The sequence below is a fragment of the Desulfocastanea catecholica genome (assembly GCF_054657295.1).
On the sequence record NZ_BAAHYZ010000001.1, the window covers coordinates 53,668 to 74,109 of the forward strand.

The window sequence follows — 20,442 nt, forward strand, 5'->3', positions numbered from 1 at the left end:
TTACATTACAATATAAACGAGTTTGGTATCATGACTCCATGGCAAAGTCAATATTTTTTCACTTTTCGAGCAATTTTTTGAATGACCATTCAGTCATTTTCAGTGCCTTTTCAAGGTCCTCTTTCGTCTGAGCTGCTGAAATAAAAGCTGTTTCAAACTGCGAGGGTGCAAGGTATATTCCTCCGGCCAGCATTTGCCGGTAATGTTGTGCATATCTGTCGGCATCCGCTTTCATGGCGGACTGAAAATCAGTCACCGGTTCTGAGGTAAAAAATCCGGTCATCATACTGCCGACACGATTGAGCCGTACGTCAACCCCGACGGAAGAAGCGATATCTTCCAGCTGTCCGGCATACCCCGCCGCTTTTTCTTCGAGCTGCTGGTAAAAACCCGGCTTTTGCAAGAGGTTCAGTGTCGCTATTCCGGCAGCCATCGCCAGAGGGTTACCCGAGAGCGTCCCTGCCTGGTACACAGGACCATCCGGAGCCACACAATTCATGATTTCCGCTTTGCCGCCGTAGGCGCCGACCGGCAGGCCGCCACCGATAATCTTGCCCAGGCAGGTCAGATCCGGAGATATGTTATAAAATTGCTGGGCACTGCCGTAACTGAGCCTGAAACCGGTGATGACCTCATCAAAGATAAGGACAATGCCGAGTTCGCTGGTGAGCGTGCGCAGTTTTTCGAGAAAACCGGGTGCAGGTGGTACACAGCCCATGTTGCCCGCCACAGGTTCAACGATAACACAGGCGATCTCCAGCCCTTCATCGCGCAAGGTTTTCTCAAGAACATGCAGATCGTTATAGGGGATCGAGATGGTATTTTTGACTATTTCATCAGGTACCCCCGGACTGCCCGGGATGCCGAGAGTGATGATGCCGGAACCGGCTTTGACCAGAAATGAGTCGGCATGGCCATGATAACAGCCGTCAAACTTGACAATGACTTTCTTACCGGTATACCCCCTGGCAAGTCGAACAGCACTCATTGTTGCTTCGGTTCCCGAATTGACAAACCTGACCTTTTCTATCGAGGGCACGGCTTCGACCACCATGGAGGCCAGATCAATTTCCAGCGGCGTCGGTGCGCCGTAACTCGTACCCAAGGCAGCGGCTTGCTGCACGGCACCGATGATATCGGGGTGGGCATGGCCGGCGATCATCGGCCCCCAGGAGCTGACAAAGTCGACATATTCATTGCCGTCGGCATCGGTAAGAGTCGCACCGGTCGCTTTGGTAATGAATATCGGGTCGCATCCCACCGAGCGGCAGGCCCGCACCGGACTGTTCACCCCTCCGGGAATGAATTTTTTCGCCTGCTCAAAAAGTTTCGCCGAGGCTGTATATCGCATGTGTAACTCCTTTATTTATGATAAAAAACACTTGTGCTGCTTACAAGCGTACGCTGAAGCATAGCTGTCAACCTGCCCCGCTGTTGTTGTTTTAATGGGCACCCAATATAGCACGGTCAAGTTTTTTCTGCCAAAGATTCAGACCCTTGATTTTTGTTTGTTGATGCGCAATGTAAAAATCCTGCTTGCTGGGGTGAGTATTTTTGTACTTGTCAGCCCTTGGAGCAAAAGGTAAAGTAGCCGGAGATGTGTCCCCGGAAGAGGGATCCCTTTTATCTAAACATTCAGACGTAAATTAATCTCATTAGTAAAGGAGAAAATAATGGCGAGTGAAAAAGTCCAGCAATTAACCGATGCGGAGTTTGATGCCGTGATTAAATCAGAGCAACCGACCCTGGTCGATTTCTGGGCTCCGTGGTGTGGACCATGTAAAGCCATCGGGCCGGTAATTGAAGACCTTGCGGTTGAATACGACGGCAAGGTGACCATTGCCAAAATGAATGTAGACGACAACCCGGCTACTCCGGGCAAGTTCGGCATTCGGGCTATTCCAACACTGATCCTCTTTAAAAATGGCCAGGTTGTCGACCAGATTACCGGGTCAGTAGGCAAAGCACAACTCGTTGCTCTCATTGACAAAGCCAATTAAACAAAGTTTATTGGTGCCTTATTCCTGGAAGCCTGTTAGTAAAAACAATAAACCGGAGAGTATTTTTAATATTAAATACTTGAAGATACGACCAAGGCACTTATGCCGGCTTATTTGCCGTTTTACCGGGGTTAGGCTGTCTTTCTTGTCCGATCATCTCAATTTTACAAGAAAGACAGCCTTTTTTATCATTTTTCTTCCATACTCACCGCAATGAAAGATCACTATGAACTTGTTATATTAGGCGGCGGTCCGGCGGGGTTGTCTGCCGGCCTGTATGCAGCCAGAGCCCGACTCGACCATGTGCTCATTGAAAAAGGGGCTCCGGGTGGACAAGTTCTCCTCACCGACTGGGTTGACAATTATCCAGGTTTTCCCGAGGGATTAACCGGTTTTGATCTTGTGGAAAAAATGACCGCGCATGCCAAGAGATTCGATCTGAATATTGAACTGGCTTCGGTGACAAGAGTAGAACCAAACGACGGCGCACCTACCATTCTTCATCTCGAGGATGGCGGACAGGTCAGCTGTGATACCCTGATATTATGCAATGGCGCCAGAGCCAATACCCTCAATATTCCTGGAGAAATGAAGCTGCGCGGCAAGGGGGTTTCCTATTGCGGCACGTGCGATGCCCCCTTCTACCGCAACATGCATGTCGCCGTTATCGGCGGCGGTAATACCGCCATTCAGGAGGCTGAATACCTGACGAAATTCGCCAGCAAGGTAAGCGTCATTCACCGACGGGAAGAACTCCGCGCCACGAAGATCATCCAGGAAGTAGCCTTTGCCAACCCAAAAATTGAGTTCATCTGGAATACCACTGTAACCGCTATCGAAGGCGAAAAAGAAGTCGAACACCTCAAGCTTTTGGCCAGGGATGGCACAACGTCCACGCTGGCTGTGCAGGGTGTTTTTATCCTCATCGGTGTCACTCCCAATAATGCCGGCCTGCCGCTGCAACAGCTGCAGGCGGATAAATGGGGATTTATCCCCATCAACAAAGAATCGCAGACAGCTCTCCCCGGAATCATGGCTGCCGGCGATATCTGCAGCAAAGAGGTCCGGCAGATTGTCAACGCCGCCGGTGAAGGCGCCGTAGCGGTTTTGGCGGCGGAAAAATTCTTACAAAACCTCAAAGAATCCAAACTCATACATTCATGATGAAGCAGCCTAAAAAATATTTTTCTTCCCATCGGTCGTTCCTTCCAGCGGTTCTTGTCGTGCTCCTGATGTGCAGTGGATGCGGTGACCTGAAAAAAGCATTCAACTTCACATCAATCGATGAAGAAGGCAATGAAATAGGCGACGTCGACCTGAACCTGCCGGCGCGGGACCTGCTGTTGAAAGGTATGGATGACTACAGCGTTGGGAAATACTTTACCGCCATTGAATTTTTTGAGGATATCCTCAACCGTTACCCTTTTAGTCCTGAAGCGACTCTCGCTGAACTCAAGGCGGCGGACTGCAACTACCATCTTGAACGTTACACGGAAGCCTTACTGCTGTATGAAGAGTTTGAAAATCGTCATCCGACCAATGAGAGCATGCCCTACGTCATGTTTCAGAAGGCGATGTGCAATTATAAGCAGATTGACCGGATTGATAGAGATACCGCCGGAGCGATCAAATCAATTGAATTATTTCAACAGTTACTGACAGCTTATCCGGACTCTCCCTATACCAATGAAGCTAAAGCACGAATAAGTGCGGCAACCGAGTTTCTGGCCAACCATGAATATTTTGTTGTCGAATACTATGTTCGAACGGCAAAATATGACCAGGCGACCATTCGCCTGAAATATTTACTGGCAATGTATCCGGAAACGGCTATAGCCGCAAAGGCCCAGGAACTCCTGACGCGTATTGAAGCAGGAAATCCTCCGAGGTCTCGTCTGACGGCATGGTTTCCCAAGCTCAGTCTCCCGGACTGGACAATCTTCGGGCAGAGTGACGAGGAAGACAGCACGGCGGAACCAGCGCAATATTAACAGAACACGCCTGCAGTTCGGCAGATAATTTCTTTCCGGCGAACTGCACAATCTGTCCCTGCTACACCATATATTTATCGGAAAATATCCAGTTATCATCCAACGAGACTTCCATTGCCCGGACCGGGCAAATGGGCACACAAAGGCTACAGCCGGTACATTTTTCCGCATCGAAGACGATCGACATATCCGGACGCGAAACAAAGAGGGCGCCGGAGGGACAGACACCGGTACAGGCTCCGCACTGAAAACAGTTTTCTTCATCCCGGCGGATTCTTGCGGCCATGCGCTCAATCTTCACACCGAGGTTTCTTAAATAGTCGAGCCCGGCTTTCACATTCGTCTTGCTGGTTCCTTTCAGTTCAATGATCATCAGCCCCTCACGCTGCAAAAGAATATCCGCTTTAAGAATATTGAATTCTATATCATATTCTTTCACCAGCCGGTAAATGAAGGGTTGGTCACTGGTTTCCTTAGGGAATCGCAATATATAAATCTGGGTATACACCTTTTTCCATCTCCGTTAAAAATGAAGTGCTGCTTAGCTGAATATTTGTTTTCCCACCTGAAAGCGGAAATTTTTCTGCGTGACCCGCGCGGAAAGCACGAAAGACCATACCGTGTCTACTGGTACACATGCAGAACGGAAAATTTACTTTCTGCCCTGAATAATCGCAAGGATCTTTTTCTTTACCCCAGACAATCTTCCTGTGTCCCCCGGCGGGGAAATACGCTCCAGTCCACAGATTCGAAAAAACAGTCCCTCAGCTGCGAATTATCCTGCACTGAACCTTGCAAGATTCAGGCATTGGAGTATAATCGCAAGGTTTGACATTTCTCTTCATACAGCAGACGAACAGGGTTCACTTTACAGAAATAATCAAGGATATCATGAATACTGCACTTAAAGTAAAACTTGCTTTTCTTATATCGATCATTTTCATCTCCTTTATTACCGTTGTGCCCTCCTTTTACAAGGATACCCCCAGCTGGTGGAAAACCTACATGGCCCCGGAAGGACTGCGTCTGGGTCTTGACCTCCAGGGCGGCATGCATCTCGTTTTGAAAGTGAACTTGCCAAAGGCTGAAGAAAACTCCCTGGAACTGGCGGCCAACGATCTCAAGGATACCCTCACCGAAGAGTCTATCAGCGCAGTCAGGAGTCCCTCACCATCTCCTGACACCATTATCTTCACTCTGCCGAACACCAATGCCGTGGACAAGGTGAAAAATCTTGTCAGTGAAGACTTCCCGGACATCGACGCCAGGGTCGAAGCCAAAGAAGGCAGTTTCCCGCGTATCTTTCTGACCCTGAAACCTGAAAAGATTCAATATATCAAAACCCACTCAGTAGAGCAGTCACTGGAGATTCTCCGTAACCGAATCGATCAGTTCGGCGTCGCGGAACCCGTTATTATCCGCCAGGGTGAAGATGAAATTGTCATTCAGCTCCCCGGCGTGAAAGACCCTGAACGCGCCTTGAAACTCCTGGGCGATACCGCCCAGCTGGAGTTCAGAATTGTTGCCGAGACAGCTGGTCTCAATCTCCAGGAACTGGTTGCCCAGGCCCGTGCGGCAAAGCAATGGCAGGATGGCGAGAGTATGAGCAAGCTGAACCGGGCGCTGCAGAGCAGCCTGCCGGACAACACCTCCCTGTACTTTGAAAAAGATGTCGATAAACAGACGAAACAAGAGACGCTCATCCCTCTCCTGCTTGAGAACAAAATCCTTATGACCGGCGACATGATTAAAGATGCGCAGGTACGGATCGGTGGTAATTTCAATGAACCGTATGTCAGCCTCGACATGACCGGCAGAGGCGGGAAGGTTTTTGCAAACATAACCGAAAAAAATGTCGGCAAAAGGATGGCCATTGTCTTAGACGATGTTGTTCGCTCCGCACCGGTCATCCGCGAACGTATCCTCGGAGGCTCAGCCCAGATCAGCGGCAGTTTTACCCACGAGGAGGCGGCTGACCTGGCCATCGTCCTCAGAGTCGGTGCTCTGCCTGCACCCGTCGATATAGTCCAGAACATGACCGTCGGGGCGACTCTTGGCCAGGATTCCATCAACAAGGGGCTCTCTTCCGGTGCCTTCGGGGCCATCATCGTTCTGGCCTTTATGCTCATCTATTATCGGCTGTCCGGACTTATTGCCAATACCGCCCTGATGCTCAATATCCTCCTGCTGTTTTCCGGTCTGGCCATTCTCAACGCCACCCTGACCCTGCCGGGTATTGCCGGTATCATCCTGTCTATCGGTATGGCGGTGGACGCCAATGTCCTTATTTTTGAGAGGATGCGCGAAGAGTATGCTCTTGGAAAATCGGTCCGATCGAGTATTGACGGCGGATTCGGCAATGCCTTTTCCACCATCGTCGACTCGCAGGTAACAACCCTGATCACCTCCCTGGCCCTGTTCATGTTCGGCACCGGGCCGATCAAGGGTTTTGCCATCACCTTAACTCTTGGTATCATTTTTAACCTTTTTGCCGCCCTGTTCTTTTCCCGACTGGTGTTTGATACGATAAACGCTGTACGACCGATGAAGCGGCTCAATTTTATGCAATTGACCAAAAAACCCAATCTCGATTACATGAAAATCAAGAACTTCACCTTTGCATTTTCTGCAGTCATGGTGCTTATTGGTTTTGTTGCTCTTATTCAGATTGTCCGCGGCCATGCCAATATGGGGGTGGATTTTTCCGGCGGCTCGCTCCTGCAGTATAAAGCAAGCCAGGATTTTACCATGGGCGAGGTGAGGGACGCTTTCAGCAGAAGCGACATGCAGGATATTGACCTGCAGGAGGTGGAAAACGAACACCGGCTCATCGTCAAGATTAAAAAGTCGGAAGCCGTCGTGGCCAACCTCGGGGAGAAGGTCAGCGATATCCTCTCCACCGAACTCCCCGAAAAACAATTCGGTCTGGAGAGCCAGTCGGAAATCGGCTCATCGGTCAGTTCAGTGCTCCGCAACAAGGCGATACAGGCCATTTTCATATCCCTCGCCGGGGTTATTATTTACCTGGCGATTCGCTTCGACATTCGTTTTGGTCTGGCAGCAGCCACGGCTACCTTTCATGATGTCATGGTCGTCCTCGGGATATGCTGGCTGATGAATCTTGAGGTCACCCTGCTCCTCGTTACCGCCTTGCTCACCCTGGCTGGCTATTCCCTCAACGACACAGTGGTTGTATTCGATCGAATCAGAGAGAATATGCATAAATCAGAAGACCATGCCCTGACGGGTGTGATCAACGACAGTATCAACCAGGTTATCAGTCGAACCATCATCACCGGGCTGACTACCGGTTTCGTCCTGATCGCTCTGTATCTGCTGGGCGGATCGGTCATCCACGATTTCGCCTTTGCGCTGCTGGCCGGTATAGTTATTGGTACCTACTCCTCCATCTTCATAGCCAGCCCGATTCTCACGCTATGGGGAAAACAAACGGCGTAGAAAAAAGGACCGGAGATGCCACAAGGAGCTCATTTACCACCACACGTCACCCGGCTTGATAGTCAGGACACTTTTACTTTTTCCTGCCATAAGGATATCAAGTGTTTCACCGACTGCTGCCGCATGCTCGAGCTCGCCCTCACCCCCTATGATGTGCTGCGGTTGCGAAGGGCCACCGGCCTTACTTCCGGGCAGCTGCTCGAGAGCCATATCATCATGGAACAGGATCCGGGGGAGCCTTTTCCCCGATTTTATCTGACTATGGTCGACGATGGCAGAGCAAGCTGTGTCTTCGTTACCAGACAGGGCTGCAGCGTCTACGGGCATCGACCGGCCGCCTGCCGGGCCTACCCGCTTGGCCGGGCGGTCATGCGTCAAGAAAACGGCACCATGGCGGAACATTTTGTCCTCATGAAAGAAGATCACTGCCTGGGCTTTCAGGAGCCGATCAGCCAAAATGCCCTGATGTACTGCAGGGACCAGGAGCTTCTGACATACAACCGTTTCAACGACGCCGTCGGGGCAATCCTGCAACATGACTCGATACGCAAGGGTTTTATCCCTTCGGCGAAACAGATCGATCTTTTTGTCCTGGCGCTCTATAATATCGATAGCTTCAGAGACGTAGTGCAGAACGACCAGCTCGACGCAGTCGCTCTGACGCCAACTGAGAAAAATGGTCTGCTGCAGGATGAGGCGCTGTTGCTCTTTGCTGTTGACTGGCTGAGCCGGCAGCTCTTTGCCCCGTTTTGACCTTCCGGTTTTTTTCACCATCTCTTAAAGAGCGACCCCATGCTGAAACTCATTGTATTCGACTGTGACGGAGTCATGTTTGATTCTAAAAAAGCCAACTGCATGTATTACAACTACCTGCTGGCCCATTTCGGCTTTGCACCGATGAGTCAGAGTGAAGAGGATTATGTGCACATGAGCAACGTGGCCGATGCGATAGAGCATATCTTCCGTCATTATGCCCAGCCAACGCTTGAAGAAATTTATGCCTTCAAGGAGCAGTGCGGATACGAACCCTTTTTGCAGCATATGCAAATCGAAAGAGATCTGGTCGACTTTCTCGACATCACCAGCAGGAGCTACCATCTGGCCATCTCAACCAACCGGACAAACACCATGCTCCCCCTGCTCGAACGCTATAAACTCCAGGCGTATTTCGGCAAGGTGGTAACGGCGGCAACGGCCAGACGACCAAAACCCGCTCCGGATGGACTTCTTGAGATTCTGGAATTCTACAGCTGCCAAGCGAAGGAAGCGGTGTACATCGGTGATTCGATAGTTGACGAGCAACACGCCAAAAGCTGCGGGGTTGCGCTGATTGCATTCAAAAGCCCCACCCTTAAGGCTGACTATCACGTCCGCAGCTTTCTTGAGATTCTCAGCCTGCCACCCTTTCAGCGGACTCGGCCGTAATTGTACTTTTTCTGGCTTGTTTTGTCGGCTACTGCGGTTAAAGAACGCCCTCTCTTTGGCCAGTTCGCCTTAAATGGCTTGAATACTTCATCCATCCCAAAAGGGGCAACCCGTACCTTCACGTCCGGCTGATGCAGAGACAATACCCCGTTCTGCCTTGATGCATATGACCTGCCGGAATCCACTCCCTCCTCTTTCCAGGACAAATCTCACCCATGTCGAACTTTTTTTTGGTATTGCTCAAATAACTTGCTATACTAACAAAAATGGTAATTAATTTAATAACTCAGACAATAAATACCAATGCCTGCGTCACCTATCCAGTTAGACGAAATTTATCAGCAGGTAAGGGAATTTTTCCTTTATCATCCAGTGATCTCCATCACACCGACCAAGGGATCGCCCCCCGATAAGTACAAAATTGTCTACAGGCTCACCGGGTTGTGCACAACCGGCGAGGGGACGATCGTCGAGGCGATCGGGCATAAGATCGAACTGGGCATCCCGTTTGGTTTTCCACATGTTCCACCGAATTGCCGGCCGAAAGGTGACATCTTCCATCCGGACTTTGCTCCTGCCACGATTTGCCTGGGGGATTTCTGGGGACAGGATCGTGCCCTCGCCGATCTTATCATCCATATCGGTCAAATGATCAATGGCGAATTCTATTCAACAACCAACGCCATTAATGAAGATGCGGCTGTATGGTACCAGAATAATTCGGCAAAATTTCCTCTTGCGCGGATAACCTGGCAAATCGACAATGACTCGCAGTCTTCCGCCGACGGCAGCCACATTCACCCTGTCGATACCCTTGATGAAGATGATTTAAATACCGAGTTCAACTTTCTTACCTTGGAAACTGGGGAACAAGACGAAGAGATTGTTCTCAACACCTCTTTTCCGGAGGGAGATTCTGCCAGCGATCTTGATCTTCAACTCTTCACCCGGCTCGATCGGCAGAAAAAATATTATACCTTGTTGAAGAACGGCGAGAACGGCGATCATTCTTCAGATACCCTGAAAAATATGTGCCTCAGGGCCAGGGATAAAATTGAACTGGTCGAAAAACTGCATCGTGATGCTAAAAAATTCGAGAAGAAAGGTGCGGTCCGGATTGCTTTTGAGAAATACCAGCAGATTGCGACGATTGTCGCCGATTTTCCAGCTATAGATGCAGCTATACATCGAACAAAACAGTCCCTGGCTCTTGAAGCTGATATGCACGCTGAAGAAAGTTTTGCGGATTTTTTTGATCCTTATGCATCTGTCGAAGCACCGGTTGCCGACAGAGCCCCGGTACCGCCGCATAACAAGGCCACTGCAAAAACTGCCAGGCGGGCGACATCTGCAAAAAATAACCGGCAGGGTGTCATTCTTGCAAAAAAGAACAATACAAATAAAATCTTCTTGGTGCTGTTCCTTGGCATCTTGGCCATCGCCATGGGATCCAGCTGGTATTTCTGGTTTTCCACAAATACTACGCTGAGCGAGGCAAAGCGCACCTCGGAAGAATGTACCGCAGCTCTGGCTGACAATCAATTCAACGACGCCAAACGCTTATGCACCTACGCCTTACAATTGGCTGAACAGACAAATTTTATCCACCAGGACGAAACACAACAGCTAGTCACGTCTCTCCAGCAGACCTTACAAGCGGAAAAGATGACCCAGGGCCTGACCGGCAATATCCTTTATAACGGCAAATATATCCCAGAAGATGAAGCAAAAACACTCCTGACACTCCAACAACAATTGATTGAAGCGAATACACTTTTCCAGGACGAAAAATGGCCGGCTGCCGAGCAGCTGTTCACAACCCTTCTCACGCAAAGCGAGAACAGCGCCTACCTTGAGCGCCCTGTTATCGAAGACATGCAGTATAAACGCCTCATGGCCGAATTCAGAATGTCCTACGACCCCGGGCAAACTTCAATGCGCGACAGTCATTGGGAAGACGCCATCGAAAAACTATTCCAGGCCCAGAAAGTTCTCATGTCTCTTCCGGAGGCCGATCGTCAGCGGTATTCCACACTACTGCAGGAGGCGTTGCTCAAGAGTCAATTTGCCCATCTTAAGGAGCAGGGCGACCTGTCTTTTACCGGCGCAGACTGGCTCAGCGCCATAACTGCCTACAATCTAGCACTGAACCAAGGACAGAAGGCCGCCCTGTCGCCTGAATCGATAGACGCCATTCGAAATAATATGAAACGGGCAGAACTCTATACCACCATTAACAAAGGCAATAAGGCCTTTGCCTCGGGTTCCTGGAACGATGCCATTGCCGCATACTCCCAGGCAAGCACCCTCCTGAGCGAAAGCCGAAGTATGTCCGGTACAGCGGAAACGGACATCAACATCCTGAAACTGGCCAGAATTATTCTTCAGGCGTCTATCATCCGAGATCGTCAAATCGCGCAAAGTCAAATTGACAACAATGAGTTCGGGCAGGCAAAGCAGACGTATCAGCAGATTCTAGAGAAAATTATCGGCAACTCTTTGCGGACAGAAGAAGAATTTAACAAAACAGCTGCGGAAATCAGCACCGCCATACGAGCACTTGATGAGAAAATATTTTTGACGGAAAAGGCAAAATACCTGAAAAACAATTTCCAATCACTTTTCGTTGCCAACTATTCGTCGGTCATCCCGGAAAACCTTAGCAGCCCGGTTATCAGCAATACAAAAAAGACCAAATCAAAATTAATTTTTCGCATGCAATGCACGGAAACCGGCGGAGGTCGGCCACTGACCCTGGTTATGTTTTACGCCTACGATATAAAAACAAGTAAATGGAGCCTCTTTTCCGAAAGTTAACCGCCGGTGAAGACAAATCTGAACTCGCCAGCCATATTCTCTAGACGAGGAAGCGAAACTCACCCTTACCTAGTAAATTATGCAGATGAAGTAAGCCGACAAGCTTTTTCACTCCATCAACGATAGGCAGTGCGGTTATTTCATGCTGCTGCATGATACTCAAGGCATCGGCGGCCAGTCGCTCCCCGTCGATGCAGATTGGATTACCGGTCATTAACTGCGCCGCAGTGAGAGCAGAAAAACCCTGCAGATTGACCACGGCACGGCGAACATCACCATCGGTGATGATCCCCAGTACCGTATTGTCCAGACCAACAACCAGCACGGCGCCGTTATTCTTCTCATTGAGTACCCGAATTGCATCCGCGGCAGAATCTTCCGGCGCGACGACGGGAATATCCCCGCCGGACAGCATGACTTCGGTAACCTTTACCTTGAGCCTTTGCCCAAGGCTACCTCCGGGGTGATTCAGCCGAAAGTCTTTAGCCTGAAATTTCTTTCGATTGAGCAGAACAACGGAGAGGGCATCCCCCATGGCCAATGTCGCCGTAGTACTCGCTGTCGGTGCCAACCCCAGGGGACATGCCTCTTTGGGCACTCTGATATCCAGGACAATATCAGCCGCCATAGCCAGCGAGGAATTACTCCCACCGGTCATGGCCACTATTTTGTTGCCTCGTTCCTTTAAACTGACCAGCAATCCATTGAGCTCAGCAGTCTCTCCTGAATAGGAGATAGCCAAAATAACATCTCCAGCCATGACCATGCCCAGGTCCCCATGCATCGCCTCAACCGGATGGAGAAAAAACGATGGTGTACCAGTACTGTTCAAGGTTGCCGATATCTTCTGCCCGATAATGCCGGATTTGCCTATTCCGGTTATCACCAGCCGCCCAGGGCAGGACAAAACGGCCTCTACTGCCTGGACAAATTCCTCACCTATTCGCTCTCGTACTGCAGCCAGCCCCTGTTCTTCAATTCTTAAAACTTCTTTTGCTGCCTCAATAGACATCCTGCCACATCCCCTCATAAAAAATCACTGATAATCTGCCGACAAAATAGAGCAAACACCTTGCCTTTTTAGTACGAATCTCCTTACATCCACCAATAGACGGCAAAGGGTAATCATTTTTTTACAACCAGGCAACAACCATCGATCGCCATGTGCTCTTCCACCCTTCAAGCGATGCCCTCCCGGCCATACACCATGGCACAAAAGTGATGCACATCTGTGATTATTAATTTTTCTTTTCCCTGTACCTCTGCTTTTTCTCGCATTTATCTGCACATGGTGTAAAATAACAAGTTTTTCTGCAGCTGTATTTAACAGCTGTCTTTTCTTCCAAGAAACTGTTTCAATTCTCTCTTTTGGAGTTTTTATGTCAGACTATCTCTTTACCTCGGAATCGGTATCCGAAGGCCATCCTGACAAGGTGGCGGATCAAATTTCAGATGCTATTCTCGATTCAATACTCGAACAAGACCCCGCGGCAAGGGTGGCCTGCGAAACCCTGGTTACCACCGGTATGGCCATTATCGCCGGGGAAATAACCACTTCCGCGTGGGTGGATATGCCCGAAGTTGTCCGGCAGACTATCAAGGAAATCGGTTATAATTCATCCGACATGGGTTTTGACTGGCAATCCTGTGCGGTCTTAACGTCCATCGACAAACAATCCCCGGATATTGCCCAGGGGGTCAACGAAGGCTCCGGCCTCGACCTCGACCAGGGGGCCGGCGACCAGGGATTGATGTTCGGCTACGCCTGCCACGACACTGATGTCCTTATGCCGATGCCCATCACCTTTGCCCACATGCTGACCAAACGACAGGCTGAGGCGCGAAAAGCCAACATCCTGCCCTGGCTCAGGCCCGATGCCAAGAGCCAGGTAACCATAGAGTACGTTGACAATGTACCGAAAAGAATTGACGCGGTGGTCCTCTCCACCCAGCATGATACCTCGGTCAGTTACAAAGATCTGCAAGAGGGGGTCATGGAAGTGATTATCAAACATGTGCTGCCTGCGGAGATGATGGATGCAAACACTAAGTTTTTTATCAATCCAACCGGCCGGTTTGTCATCGGAGGGCCGGTCGGCGACTGCGGCGTCACCGGTCGAAAAATCATCGTCGACACTTATGGCGGCAAGGGATCACACGGCGGAGGCGCCTTTTCCGGCAAGGATCCTTCCAAAGTAGACCGCTCCAGTTCCTATTACGGTCGCTACGTCGCCAAAAACATCGTCGCCGCCGGCATTGCTGACGAATTTGAAGTTCAGGTGGCCTATGCCATCGGCATTTCTCAACCGGTATCAATAAATGTCAACAGTTTCGGTACCGGTAAAATCTCCGATAAAGAAATCAAAAGGCTTATTATCGAACACTTCGATCTCAGGCCGAAAGCCATCGTGCAACAGCTTAATCTGCTGCGGCCTATTTATCTGCAGACCGCTGCCTATGGTCATTTTGGCCGGGAGCTCGAAAATTTTACCTGGGAAAAAACCGATAAGGCTGATCTGCTTCGTGATGCCGCCAATCTTCGCTGATCCCTTGTCGCTGTCCCGTTCTATATAAAAATATTACAATTCTACCTGGAACAGAGAAATGACTGAAACCTTTAAAGATTACAAAGTTGCCGACATGAGCCTGGCAGCATGGGGCCGCAAAGAAATTGCCATTGCCGAAACGGAAATGCCAGGTCTCATGGCACTTCGCGAAAAATACCAGGACCAGGCCCCTCTGAAAGGGGCGCACGTCGCCGGTTGCCTGCATATGACCATCCAGACCGCGGTACTCATGGAGACTCTCGTTGCCCTTGGCGCGGAGGTACGCTGGTCCAGCTGCAATATCTTTTCTACCCAGGATCACGCTGCCGCAGCCATGGCCGCTGCAGGTATCCCGACATTTGCCTGGAAAGGTGAGACGGAAGAGGAGTTCTGGTGGTGTATAGACCAGACTATTTTTGGCCCGGACGGCTGGTATCCTAACATGGTCCTCGACGATGGCGGCGACCTGACCTTGGTTCTGCATCAGAAATATCCCAAGGAACTGGCCAATATTCGCGGTATCAGCGAAGAAACGACGACTGGGGTCCATCGACTCAATGAGATGGCGGCTGAAGGCAGTCTCGCCTGTCCGGCCTTTAATGTCAACGACTCCGTCACCAAGTCAAAATTCGACAACCTTTATGGCTGCCGGGAATCGCTGATAGACGGCATAAAACGTGCGACTGACGTCATGATCGCCGGCAAAAACGCCGTGGTAATCGGCTACGGCGATGTGGGCAAGGGATGCGCCCAAGCCCTCCGGGGTATGGGGGCGACTGTCTACATTACCGAGATCGATCCGATATGCGCATTGCAGGCCGCCATGGAAGGATACCGCGTGGTAACCATGGATGAAGTTGCCGCTATCGGTAATATTTTCGTCACCTGCACCGGTAACCTGCGCGTCATCAGCCGACAGCATATGGAAAAAATGCCGGACCAGGCGATAGTGTGCAACATTGGGCACTTTGATTCGGAAATAGATATAGCCGGCATCCGAGAGCTTGAATGGGAAAACATCAAACCGCAGGTCGACCATGTCATTTTTCCGGATGGTAAGCGAATTATTGTGCTCGCCGAAGGACGATTGGTCAATCTCGGCTGTGCCACCGGCCACCCTAGTTTTGTCATGAGTAATTCTTTTACCAATCAAATCCTGGCGCAGATCGAACTTTGGCAGAATTCAGAAAAGTATGAAAACAAGGTCTATTTTCTGCCAAAATCCCTCGATGAGATGGTAGCTCGCCTGCATCTGGAAAAGATAGGCGCACACCTGACCAAACTGAATAAAGAACAGGCCGACTACATCGGTGTCAAGATAGAAGGACCATACAAACCCGACTACTACAGATATTGATGGCGGTGTAAAGCAGGAACTAAAAAAGGGCACGAGAAATATATTTCTCGTGCCCTTTGAACAACTAAACAACCTCAGGAAAAGCTATTCTTTTTCGTGTTCCTCATCCTGGATTCGACCTGGAATTGCATACATGGTCGTTGATCCGGAAGACCAGAACATCAATTTTCCTTCCCGTACCATCTCGTTGGCTACATTCTTGATAACCCGCGGCTTTGAATCAGGATCACATGCATAGAAATCCTTAATGTACAGCTGTGGTTTGGGAGACTTAGTAGCTTTTTCTTCGATGGCTTTTTTTAGCTCTTCTGTACTTAGTGCCATAATTATACTCCTAATATAGTGTTGTAGCAGAAAGCATCAAATGATCAGGGGTATTGCAACCACCTGATCATCAAACACTACTCTAGCCTTACTATTTGATATGGCTGGTGTACTTGAACTGTGTAGTAGTGCGCCAGGTGTCATAAGCAAGACGGTAATCGTCGATGCTCTTCATAGTAAACGGAATGTCACATTTCTCAAAGAATTTCTCCCAGCCAATTCTCTCCGCCCACTCACCAACACGCTCGTACTTCTTCGCGTCTTTGGCATATGCTTCGAGAATCTGCTTGACCGCCTGAACGGTTTCAGGCCAGCGTGGGGTGGTATTCGGCAGGAACGGAATAACCAGCTTGGAGAACTTCGGTGCACTGATCCGGTTGGAGACCTTGCCACCTACCAGGATAGCTATACCGTCACCTTCCGGATCGGCCAAAGGCATTGCAGGACACATGGTGTAACAGTTACCACAGAACATACAACGCTCAACGTTTACCTTGACGGTTTTGATCTCTTTGCCATCAACCTCGGCTTTGGCGGGCTTCACAGCACCCAGAGGACAAGAGGCAATCGCCAAGGGCAATTCACAGACACCACTGATACGGCTGTGATCAATCATCGGTGGCTTACGGTGAATACCAAGGATGGCGATATCAGACGCATGAACAGCACCACACATATTCAGACAACAGGCCAGAGCAATACGTACCTGCGCCGGCAGTGTCATGGAAGTGAAGTACTCGAACAGTTCATCCATAACCGCTTTGACCACACCGGAGGCATCGGTTGCCGGGGTATGACAGTGCACCCAACCTTGAGTGTGAACGATATTGGTCACACCAGCACCGGTTCCACCAACAGGAAACCTGTTACCCATGCTGGCGAGGGTGTCGAGTAGAGGCTGAACTTTTTCTTTAGAATCGACCATGAACTCGACGTTGTTACGGGTGGTAAAACGCAGGAAACCGTCGCAATGCTTGTCGGCGATATCACATATTTCACGAATATACTCAACAGAAACGAGACGACAGGTACCGCAACGGACGGTATAGACCTCGTCACCCGTTTCGGATTTGTGCATCAATACGCCGGGCTGAATAATTTCGTGCCACAACCATTTACCCTTGTTCGCTTTAATGACCGGTGGGAAAAACTGTTCGTAGTTGGGGGGACCAAGATCTGAAATACGGCCTTCCATTGGTTTAGTCGGATCATAACCCATGGTGTAAATCTCCTTATATTTAATATGAATTGTTAGCTCAAATTAAAACAGCAGTAATTAGGCTGCGTGTTTAGCACGGAATTCAACAACATCGCGCTCAAAGCCACCTTCAACTTCTTCCTCTTTCCAGAACACATATGGATTAGAACGAGGCTCTTTAACATGCTGCGGAATTGGGTCAACACCCATAACCTGCAGGAAGGTCGGCAGGCCAACACGCTGCATGGTCTCACCAACACGCTCACGGTTCTTACCGACTTCCATCCACCAGTCCCAAACTGTCTCGATGAACTCGACGAGTTCTTCGAATTCATTGTCTTTGGAAACTTTCATGAAGGGAACGATGAGGGTAGAAAACTGTGCACCATCAAGGATTGGCGCTTTTGCACCGACACAGATCGTCGCACCTTTGTCAAGACCTGGACGCAGGGCTCGGGGCATGACATTGATACAATGCATGCAGCGGGTACATTCTGAATTATCGATTTTCAGTTCATCGCCTTCCATCCACATACACTCGGTTGGACAGATATCAATGACTTCTTTCTGAAGATCAAATTTACCCCAGTCTCTACCGGAATGCGCCCCGCCGTTCGACGGATAATTACCGGCAACATATTCTTTCACGGCAGCCTGGTCGATACGAATATCATCTCTCCAGGTACCGATAACGGATATATCGGAACGGGCAATGGCGGCAACACAGTCGTTTGGACAACCGGAAAACTTGAATTTGAACTTGTAAGGAAATGCCGGGCGATGAATCTCATCCTGATAATGCATGGTCAGATGATAACAGGCTTCTTCTGTGTCATAGCAAGACCATTCACAGCGGGACTCACCGACACAGTTGGCCGGAGTACGCAGGTTCGAACCGGAACCACCAAGATCCTGGCCCATATCATGGGTCAGATCCCAGAAAAAAGGCTCGAGGTTCTCAGTACGGGTACCGAGGAGAATGATATCACCGGTTGAACCGTGAAAGTTGGTCATACCGGAACCGTATTTTTCCCACAGATCCATCAATTGACGAAGATTTGAGGTGGAATAATACTTCGATGACGGCTGGGCAACACGAATGGTGTGAAAATGCTCAACTCCAGGGAACAGCTTCGGTACATCGGCATATCGTCCGACAATACCGCCACCATACCCGAAAACACCGACGATACCGCCATGCTTCCAGTGGGTGATCCTATCTTTATAGGACAACTCCAGGATGCCTAGAATATCCCAACACTCAGGCTTTTTCTCGGCCTGGCGCTTCAAGTCGGTCACGAAGCTTGGCCACGGGCCACTCTCCAATTGGTCCAACAAGGGCGTCTCATGCTTTGCCATGATTTCCTCCTTTAAATTACTGTTTATACTTCGACCCTAACCATACTCATACTCTGAACAGAAAATCTAACCCCGCACAAAGGGGTTCTTTACAATCCCTCCTTATACGGGGTGCGCTTACTAAGATAACAATCGCTAAGACACTCTTACCGACTTTCGATTTATCATCTAGAATTATTGTACTTAACCACTTCCCTGGCGGATTCAACGCATAAAGCATAACGACAAAGTGTGATTATGAATTCTCATTCAGGGTGTGAGAATATCTTTGCTACGCGATTTTGTCAACAAAAATCCAATAGATTTCCCGTCGGCAACTGAACAGCCATTCAGTTGAGAAATATCCCCGCTCCCCCTTTTCTTACAACTGGTTCAGGAAAGCACCTTCAAGGGTTTTGTCGGACGCTGAGCGATCAACCAGCGCCTGCAGGAACCTGGTGGCGAGAACCTTACCCAATTGCACACCTTCCTGATCAAAGGAATTAATATTCCAGATAAAACCCTGAAAAACAATTTTTGCCTCGTAGGCGGCAAGGAGCCCACCCATCACCCGAGGCGTCAGTTGGTCGGCGAGCAACAGACAGGAAGGCCGATTGCCGGGGAAATTCCTATTAGGATTATCGGAGGATTGTCCCGTGGCCATGGCAACCACCTGGGCCAGCAGATTGGCGAGCAGCTTCTGCTGTGACGTGGATTTCTGGACGAGCAGGTCAATGGCCATCTGCGACTGCTTAAAGCCGATGAATTCAGCCGGCACGATCTCTGTCCCCTGGTGCAGCAGCTGGTAAAAGGCATGCTGCCCATTTGTTCCGGGTTCGCCCCAGATTATCGGCCCGGTCTGGCTGGTCACCGGTCTGCCCTGCCGATCAATTGACTTGCCGTTACTCTCCATGTCACACTGCTGCAGATGCGCCGGAAAGCGATGCAGGGCCTGACTATACGGCAGAACGGCAAGCGTTGGATAGCCTAAAAAATTATGATTCCATACGCCGATCAGGGCCAACAGCAGCGGCATGTTCCGCCGGACATCTTTTTCTTCGGCAAGCCGATCAATGTCCGAAGCCCCATGGAGAAAGTCCATGACCTGGTCGATGCCCAGAGCAAAACCAAGCATGACCGCACCCACCATCGACGTTGAGCTGTATCGGCCACCGATATAATCGTGCATGTAAAAAGATTCGAGATACCTGGTCGGATCATCGAGGGGACTCTTTTCCCCGGTCACGGCAATGCAGTGTTTTGCCGGTTCAAGGCCGGCTTCCACCAGAGCCCGGCAGACAAGTCTTTCATTGGTCAGGGTTTCCAGGGTGGTGCCGCTCTTTGAGACGATACAGATCAGGGTCTTGGTCAGGTCTACCCCGGACAACACCCGCGCACCGTCATCGGGATCGACATTGGCGATAAAATGCACCTGCCTTCCGGGCAGCTCGTAGGCCCGAAGGGCTTCAAACATGCATCGAGGCCCAAGGTCCGAGCCGCCAATACCGACATGAATAAGGGTGTCGAAACGCTCCCCCAACTGATTACACAGTTCTCCGCTATCAATTTTTTCTAAAAAAGTCCGCAGCTTCGCCAGTTCTTTTTTAGCCTGACCGGTGGCTTTTGGTTCAGCCGGCTCCGCAGAAAAAAGATCCCGACAGGCGGTATGCAGCACCTGTCGATTTTCACTGGCAAAGCCGTCAATCCGGTTCAGCACCGCCCCCCGCCGCATCATCTGGAACTGTTCAACCAGCCGCAGCTCATCCGCCAGTTCCTGCAGCAGGTCCAGCACCTGGTCATCCACCCTTTCCGTGGCGTAATGCAGATCAAGCAGTTCGGTCCGGCACACGTAGCGTGCCAGGCGATTGTCGGCCTGCAGGGCTTGTTCGCCGGTGAGATCGTAGGGTTTTTTTGCCAGCAGGATAAGTTTCTGATACGCCCTGGTTTCCGTCAGGGATGTAAAAACAGCTGCCATTGGTCTCTCTCC

The 20,442-nt window shown here is 50.1% G+C and carries 16 protein-coding genes; 9 read left to right on the top strand and 7 right to left on the bottom strand.

Translation table 11 applies throughout. The features are described from left to right. Window positions 1-58: 58 nt before the first annotated feature. Window positions 59-1,351, bottom strand: a complete 1,293-nt coding sequence (hemL, locus tag ACYQ8U_RS00255) for a glutamate-1-semialdehyde 2,1-aminomutase (protein ID WP_459943492.1) — start codon at window positions 1,349-1,351, stop codon at window positions 59-61. Window positions 1,352-1,673: 322 nt separating this feature from the next. On the opposite strand from hemL, the gene trxA reads away from it, so the two are divergent. From trxA to ACYQ8U_RS00270, 3 genes are all read left to right on the top strand, one after another. Further along, complete coding sequence (gene trxA / locus ACYQ8U_RS00260; protein ID WP_459943493.1) at window positions 1,674-2,000, top strand: thioredoxin; 327 nt, start codon at window positions 1,674-1,676, stop codon at window positions 1,998-2,000. 213 nt (window positions 2,001-2,213) lie between these two features. Beyond that, on the top strand, window positions 2,214-3,164 hold the full coding sequence (trxB, locus tag ACYQ8U_RS00265; RefSeq protein WP_459943494.1) for a thioredoxin-disulfide reductase: 951 nt from the start codon (window positions 2,214-2,216) through the stop codon (window positions 3,162-3,164). Further along, the gene (locus ACYQ8U_RS00270) at window positions 3,161-3,991 is read left to right on the top strand and encodes an outer membrane protein assembly factor BamD (protein WP_459943495.1); all 831 of its coding nucleotides are present in this window, start codon (window positions 3,161-3,163) and stop codon (window positions 3,989-3,991) included. The genes trxB and ACYQ8U_RS00270 overlap by 4 nt, the downstream gene beginning before the upstream one ends. A gap of 61 nt (window positions 3,992-4,052) precedes the next feature. Here ACYQ8U_RS00270 and ACYQ8U_RS00275 read toward each other — a convergent pair whose 3' ends face one another. Continuing rightward, window positions 4,053-4,499, bottom strand: a complete 447-nt coding sequence (locus tag ACYQ8U_RS00275; protein WP_459943496.1) for an NIL domain-containing protein — start codon at window positions 4,497-4,499, stop codon at window positions 4,053-4,055. Window positions 4,500-4,882: 383 nt separating this feature from the next. Between ACYQ8U_RS00275 and secD the strand changes: the two genes are divergently transcribed. The 4 genes from secD to ACYQ8U_RS00295 all read left to right on the top strand — a co-directional run bounded on the left by secD (window position 4,883) and on the right by ACYQ8U_RS00295 (window position 11,692). Continuing rightward, window positions 4,883-7,450, top strand: coding sequence for a protein translocase subunit SecD (gene secD, locus ACYQ8U_RS00280; protein ID WP_459943497.1), 2,568 nt, complete (start codon window positions 4,883-4,885; stop codon window positions 7,448-7,450). Between the two features lie 15 nt (window positions 7,451-7,465). After that, window positions 7,466-8,203, top strand: a complete 738-nt coding sequence (locus tag ACYQ8U_RS00285; protein ID WP_459943498.1) for a YkgJ family cysteine cluster protein — start codon at window positions 7,466-7,468, stop codon at window positions 8,201-8,203. Window positions 8,204-8,242: 39 nt separating this feature from the next. Next, window positions 8,243-8,875 carry an HAD family hydrolase gene (locus tag ACYQ8U_RS00290; protein ID WP_459943499.1) on the top strand — a complete coding sequence of 211 codons (633 nt, stop codon included), beginning with the start codon at window positions 8,243-8,245 and terminating at the stop codon, window positions 8,873-8,875. A gap of 303 nt (window positions 8,876-9,178) precedes the next feature. Then, complete coding sequence (locus ACYQ8U_RS00295) at window positions 9,179-11,692, top strand: ubiquitin-conjugating enzyme E2 (RefSeq protein WP_459943500.1); 2,514 nt, start codon at window positions 9,179-9,181, stop codon at window positions 11,690-11,692. A gap of 40 nt (window positions 11,693-11,732) precedes the next feature. On the opposite strand, the gene ACYQ8U_RS00300 is transcribed toward ACYQ8U_RS00295, so the two are convergent. Next, entirely contained in the window at window positions 11,733-12,704 is a 972-nt protein-coding gene (locus tag ACYQ8U_RS00300) for a KpsF/GutQ family sugar-phosphate isomerase (RefSeq protein ID WP_459943501.1), read from the bottom strand. 367 nt (window positions 12,705-13,071) lie between these two features. On the opposite strand from ACYQ8U_RS00300, the gene metK reads away from it, so the two are divergent. Further along, complete coding sequence (gene metK / locus ACYQ8U_RS00305; protein ID WP_459943502.1) at window positions 13,072-14,238, top strand: methionine adenosyltransferase; 1,167 nt, start codon at window positions 13,072-13,074, stop codon at window positions 14,236-14,238. Window positions 14,239-14,296: 58 nt separating this feature from the next. Further along, a complete protein-coding gene (gene ahcY, locus ACYQ8U_RS00310) occupies window positions 14,297-15,595 on the top strand; it encodes an adenosylhomocysteinase (protein ID WP_459943503.1) in 1,299 nt (432 codons plus the stop codon). A gap of 84 nt (window positions 15,596-15,679) precedes the next feature. On the opposite strand, the gene ACYQ8U_RS00315 is transcribed toward ahcY, so the two are convergent. The 4 genes from ACYQ8U_RS00315 to ACYQ8U_RS00330 all read right to left on the bottom strand — a co-directional run bounded on the left by ACYQ8U_RS00315 (window position 15,680) and on the right by ACYQ8U_RS00330 (window position 20,430). Beyond that, window positions 15,680-15,919 carry a dissimilatory sulfite reductase D family protein gene (locus ACYQ8U_RS00315; protein ID WP_459943504.1) on the bottom strand — a complete coding sequence of 80 codons (240 nt, stop codon included), beginning with the start codon at window positions 15,917-15,919 and terminating at the stop codon, window positions 15,680-15,682. Window positions 15,920-16,010: 91 nt separating this feature from the next. Continuing rightward, the gene (gene dsrB / locus ACYQ8U_RS00320; RefSeq protein WP_459943505.1) at window positions 16,011-17,138 is read right to left on the bottom strand and encodes a dissimilatory-type sulfite reductase subunit beta; all 1,128 of its coding nucleotides are present in this window, start codon (window positions 17,136-17,138) and stop codon (window positions 16,011-16,013) included. 57 nt (window positions 17,139-17,195) lie between these two features. Beyond that, entirely contained in the window at window positions 17,196-18,476 is a 1,281-nt protein-coding gene (dsrA, locus tag ACYQ8U_RS00325) for a dissimilatory-type sulfite reductase subunit alpha (protein WP_459943506.1), read from the bottom strand. Window positions 18,477-18,837: 361 nt separating this feature from the next. Then, on the bottom strand, window positions 18,838-20,430 hold the full coding sequence (locus ACYQ8U_RS00330; RefSeq protein WP_459943507.1) for a glucose-6-phosphate isomerase: 1,593 nt from the start codon (window positions 20,428-20,430) through the stop codon (window positions 18,838-18,840). Between the last annotated feature and the right edge of the window lie 12 nt (window positions 20,431-20,442).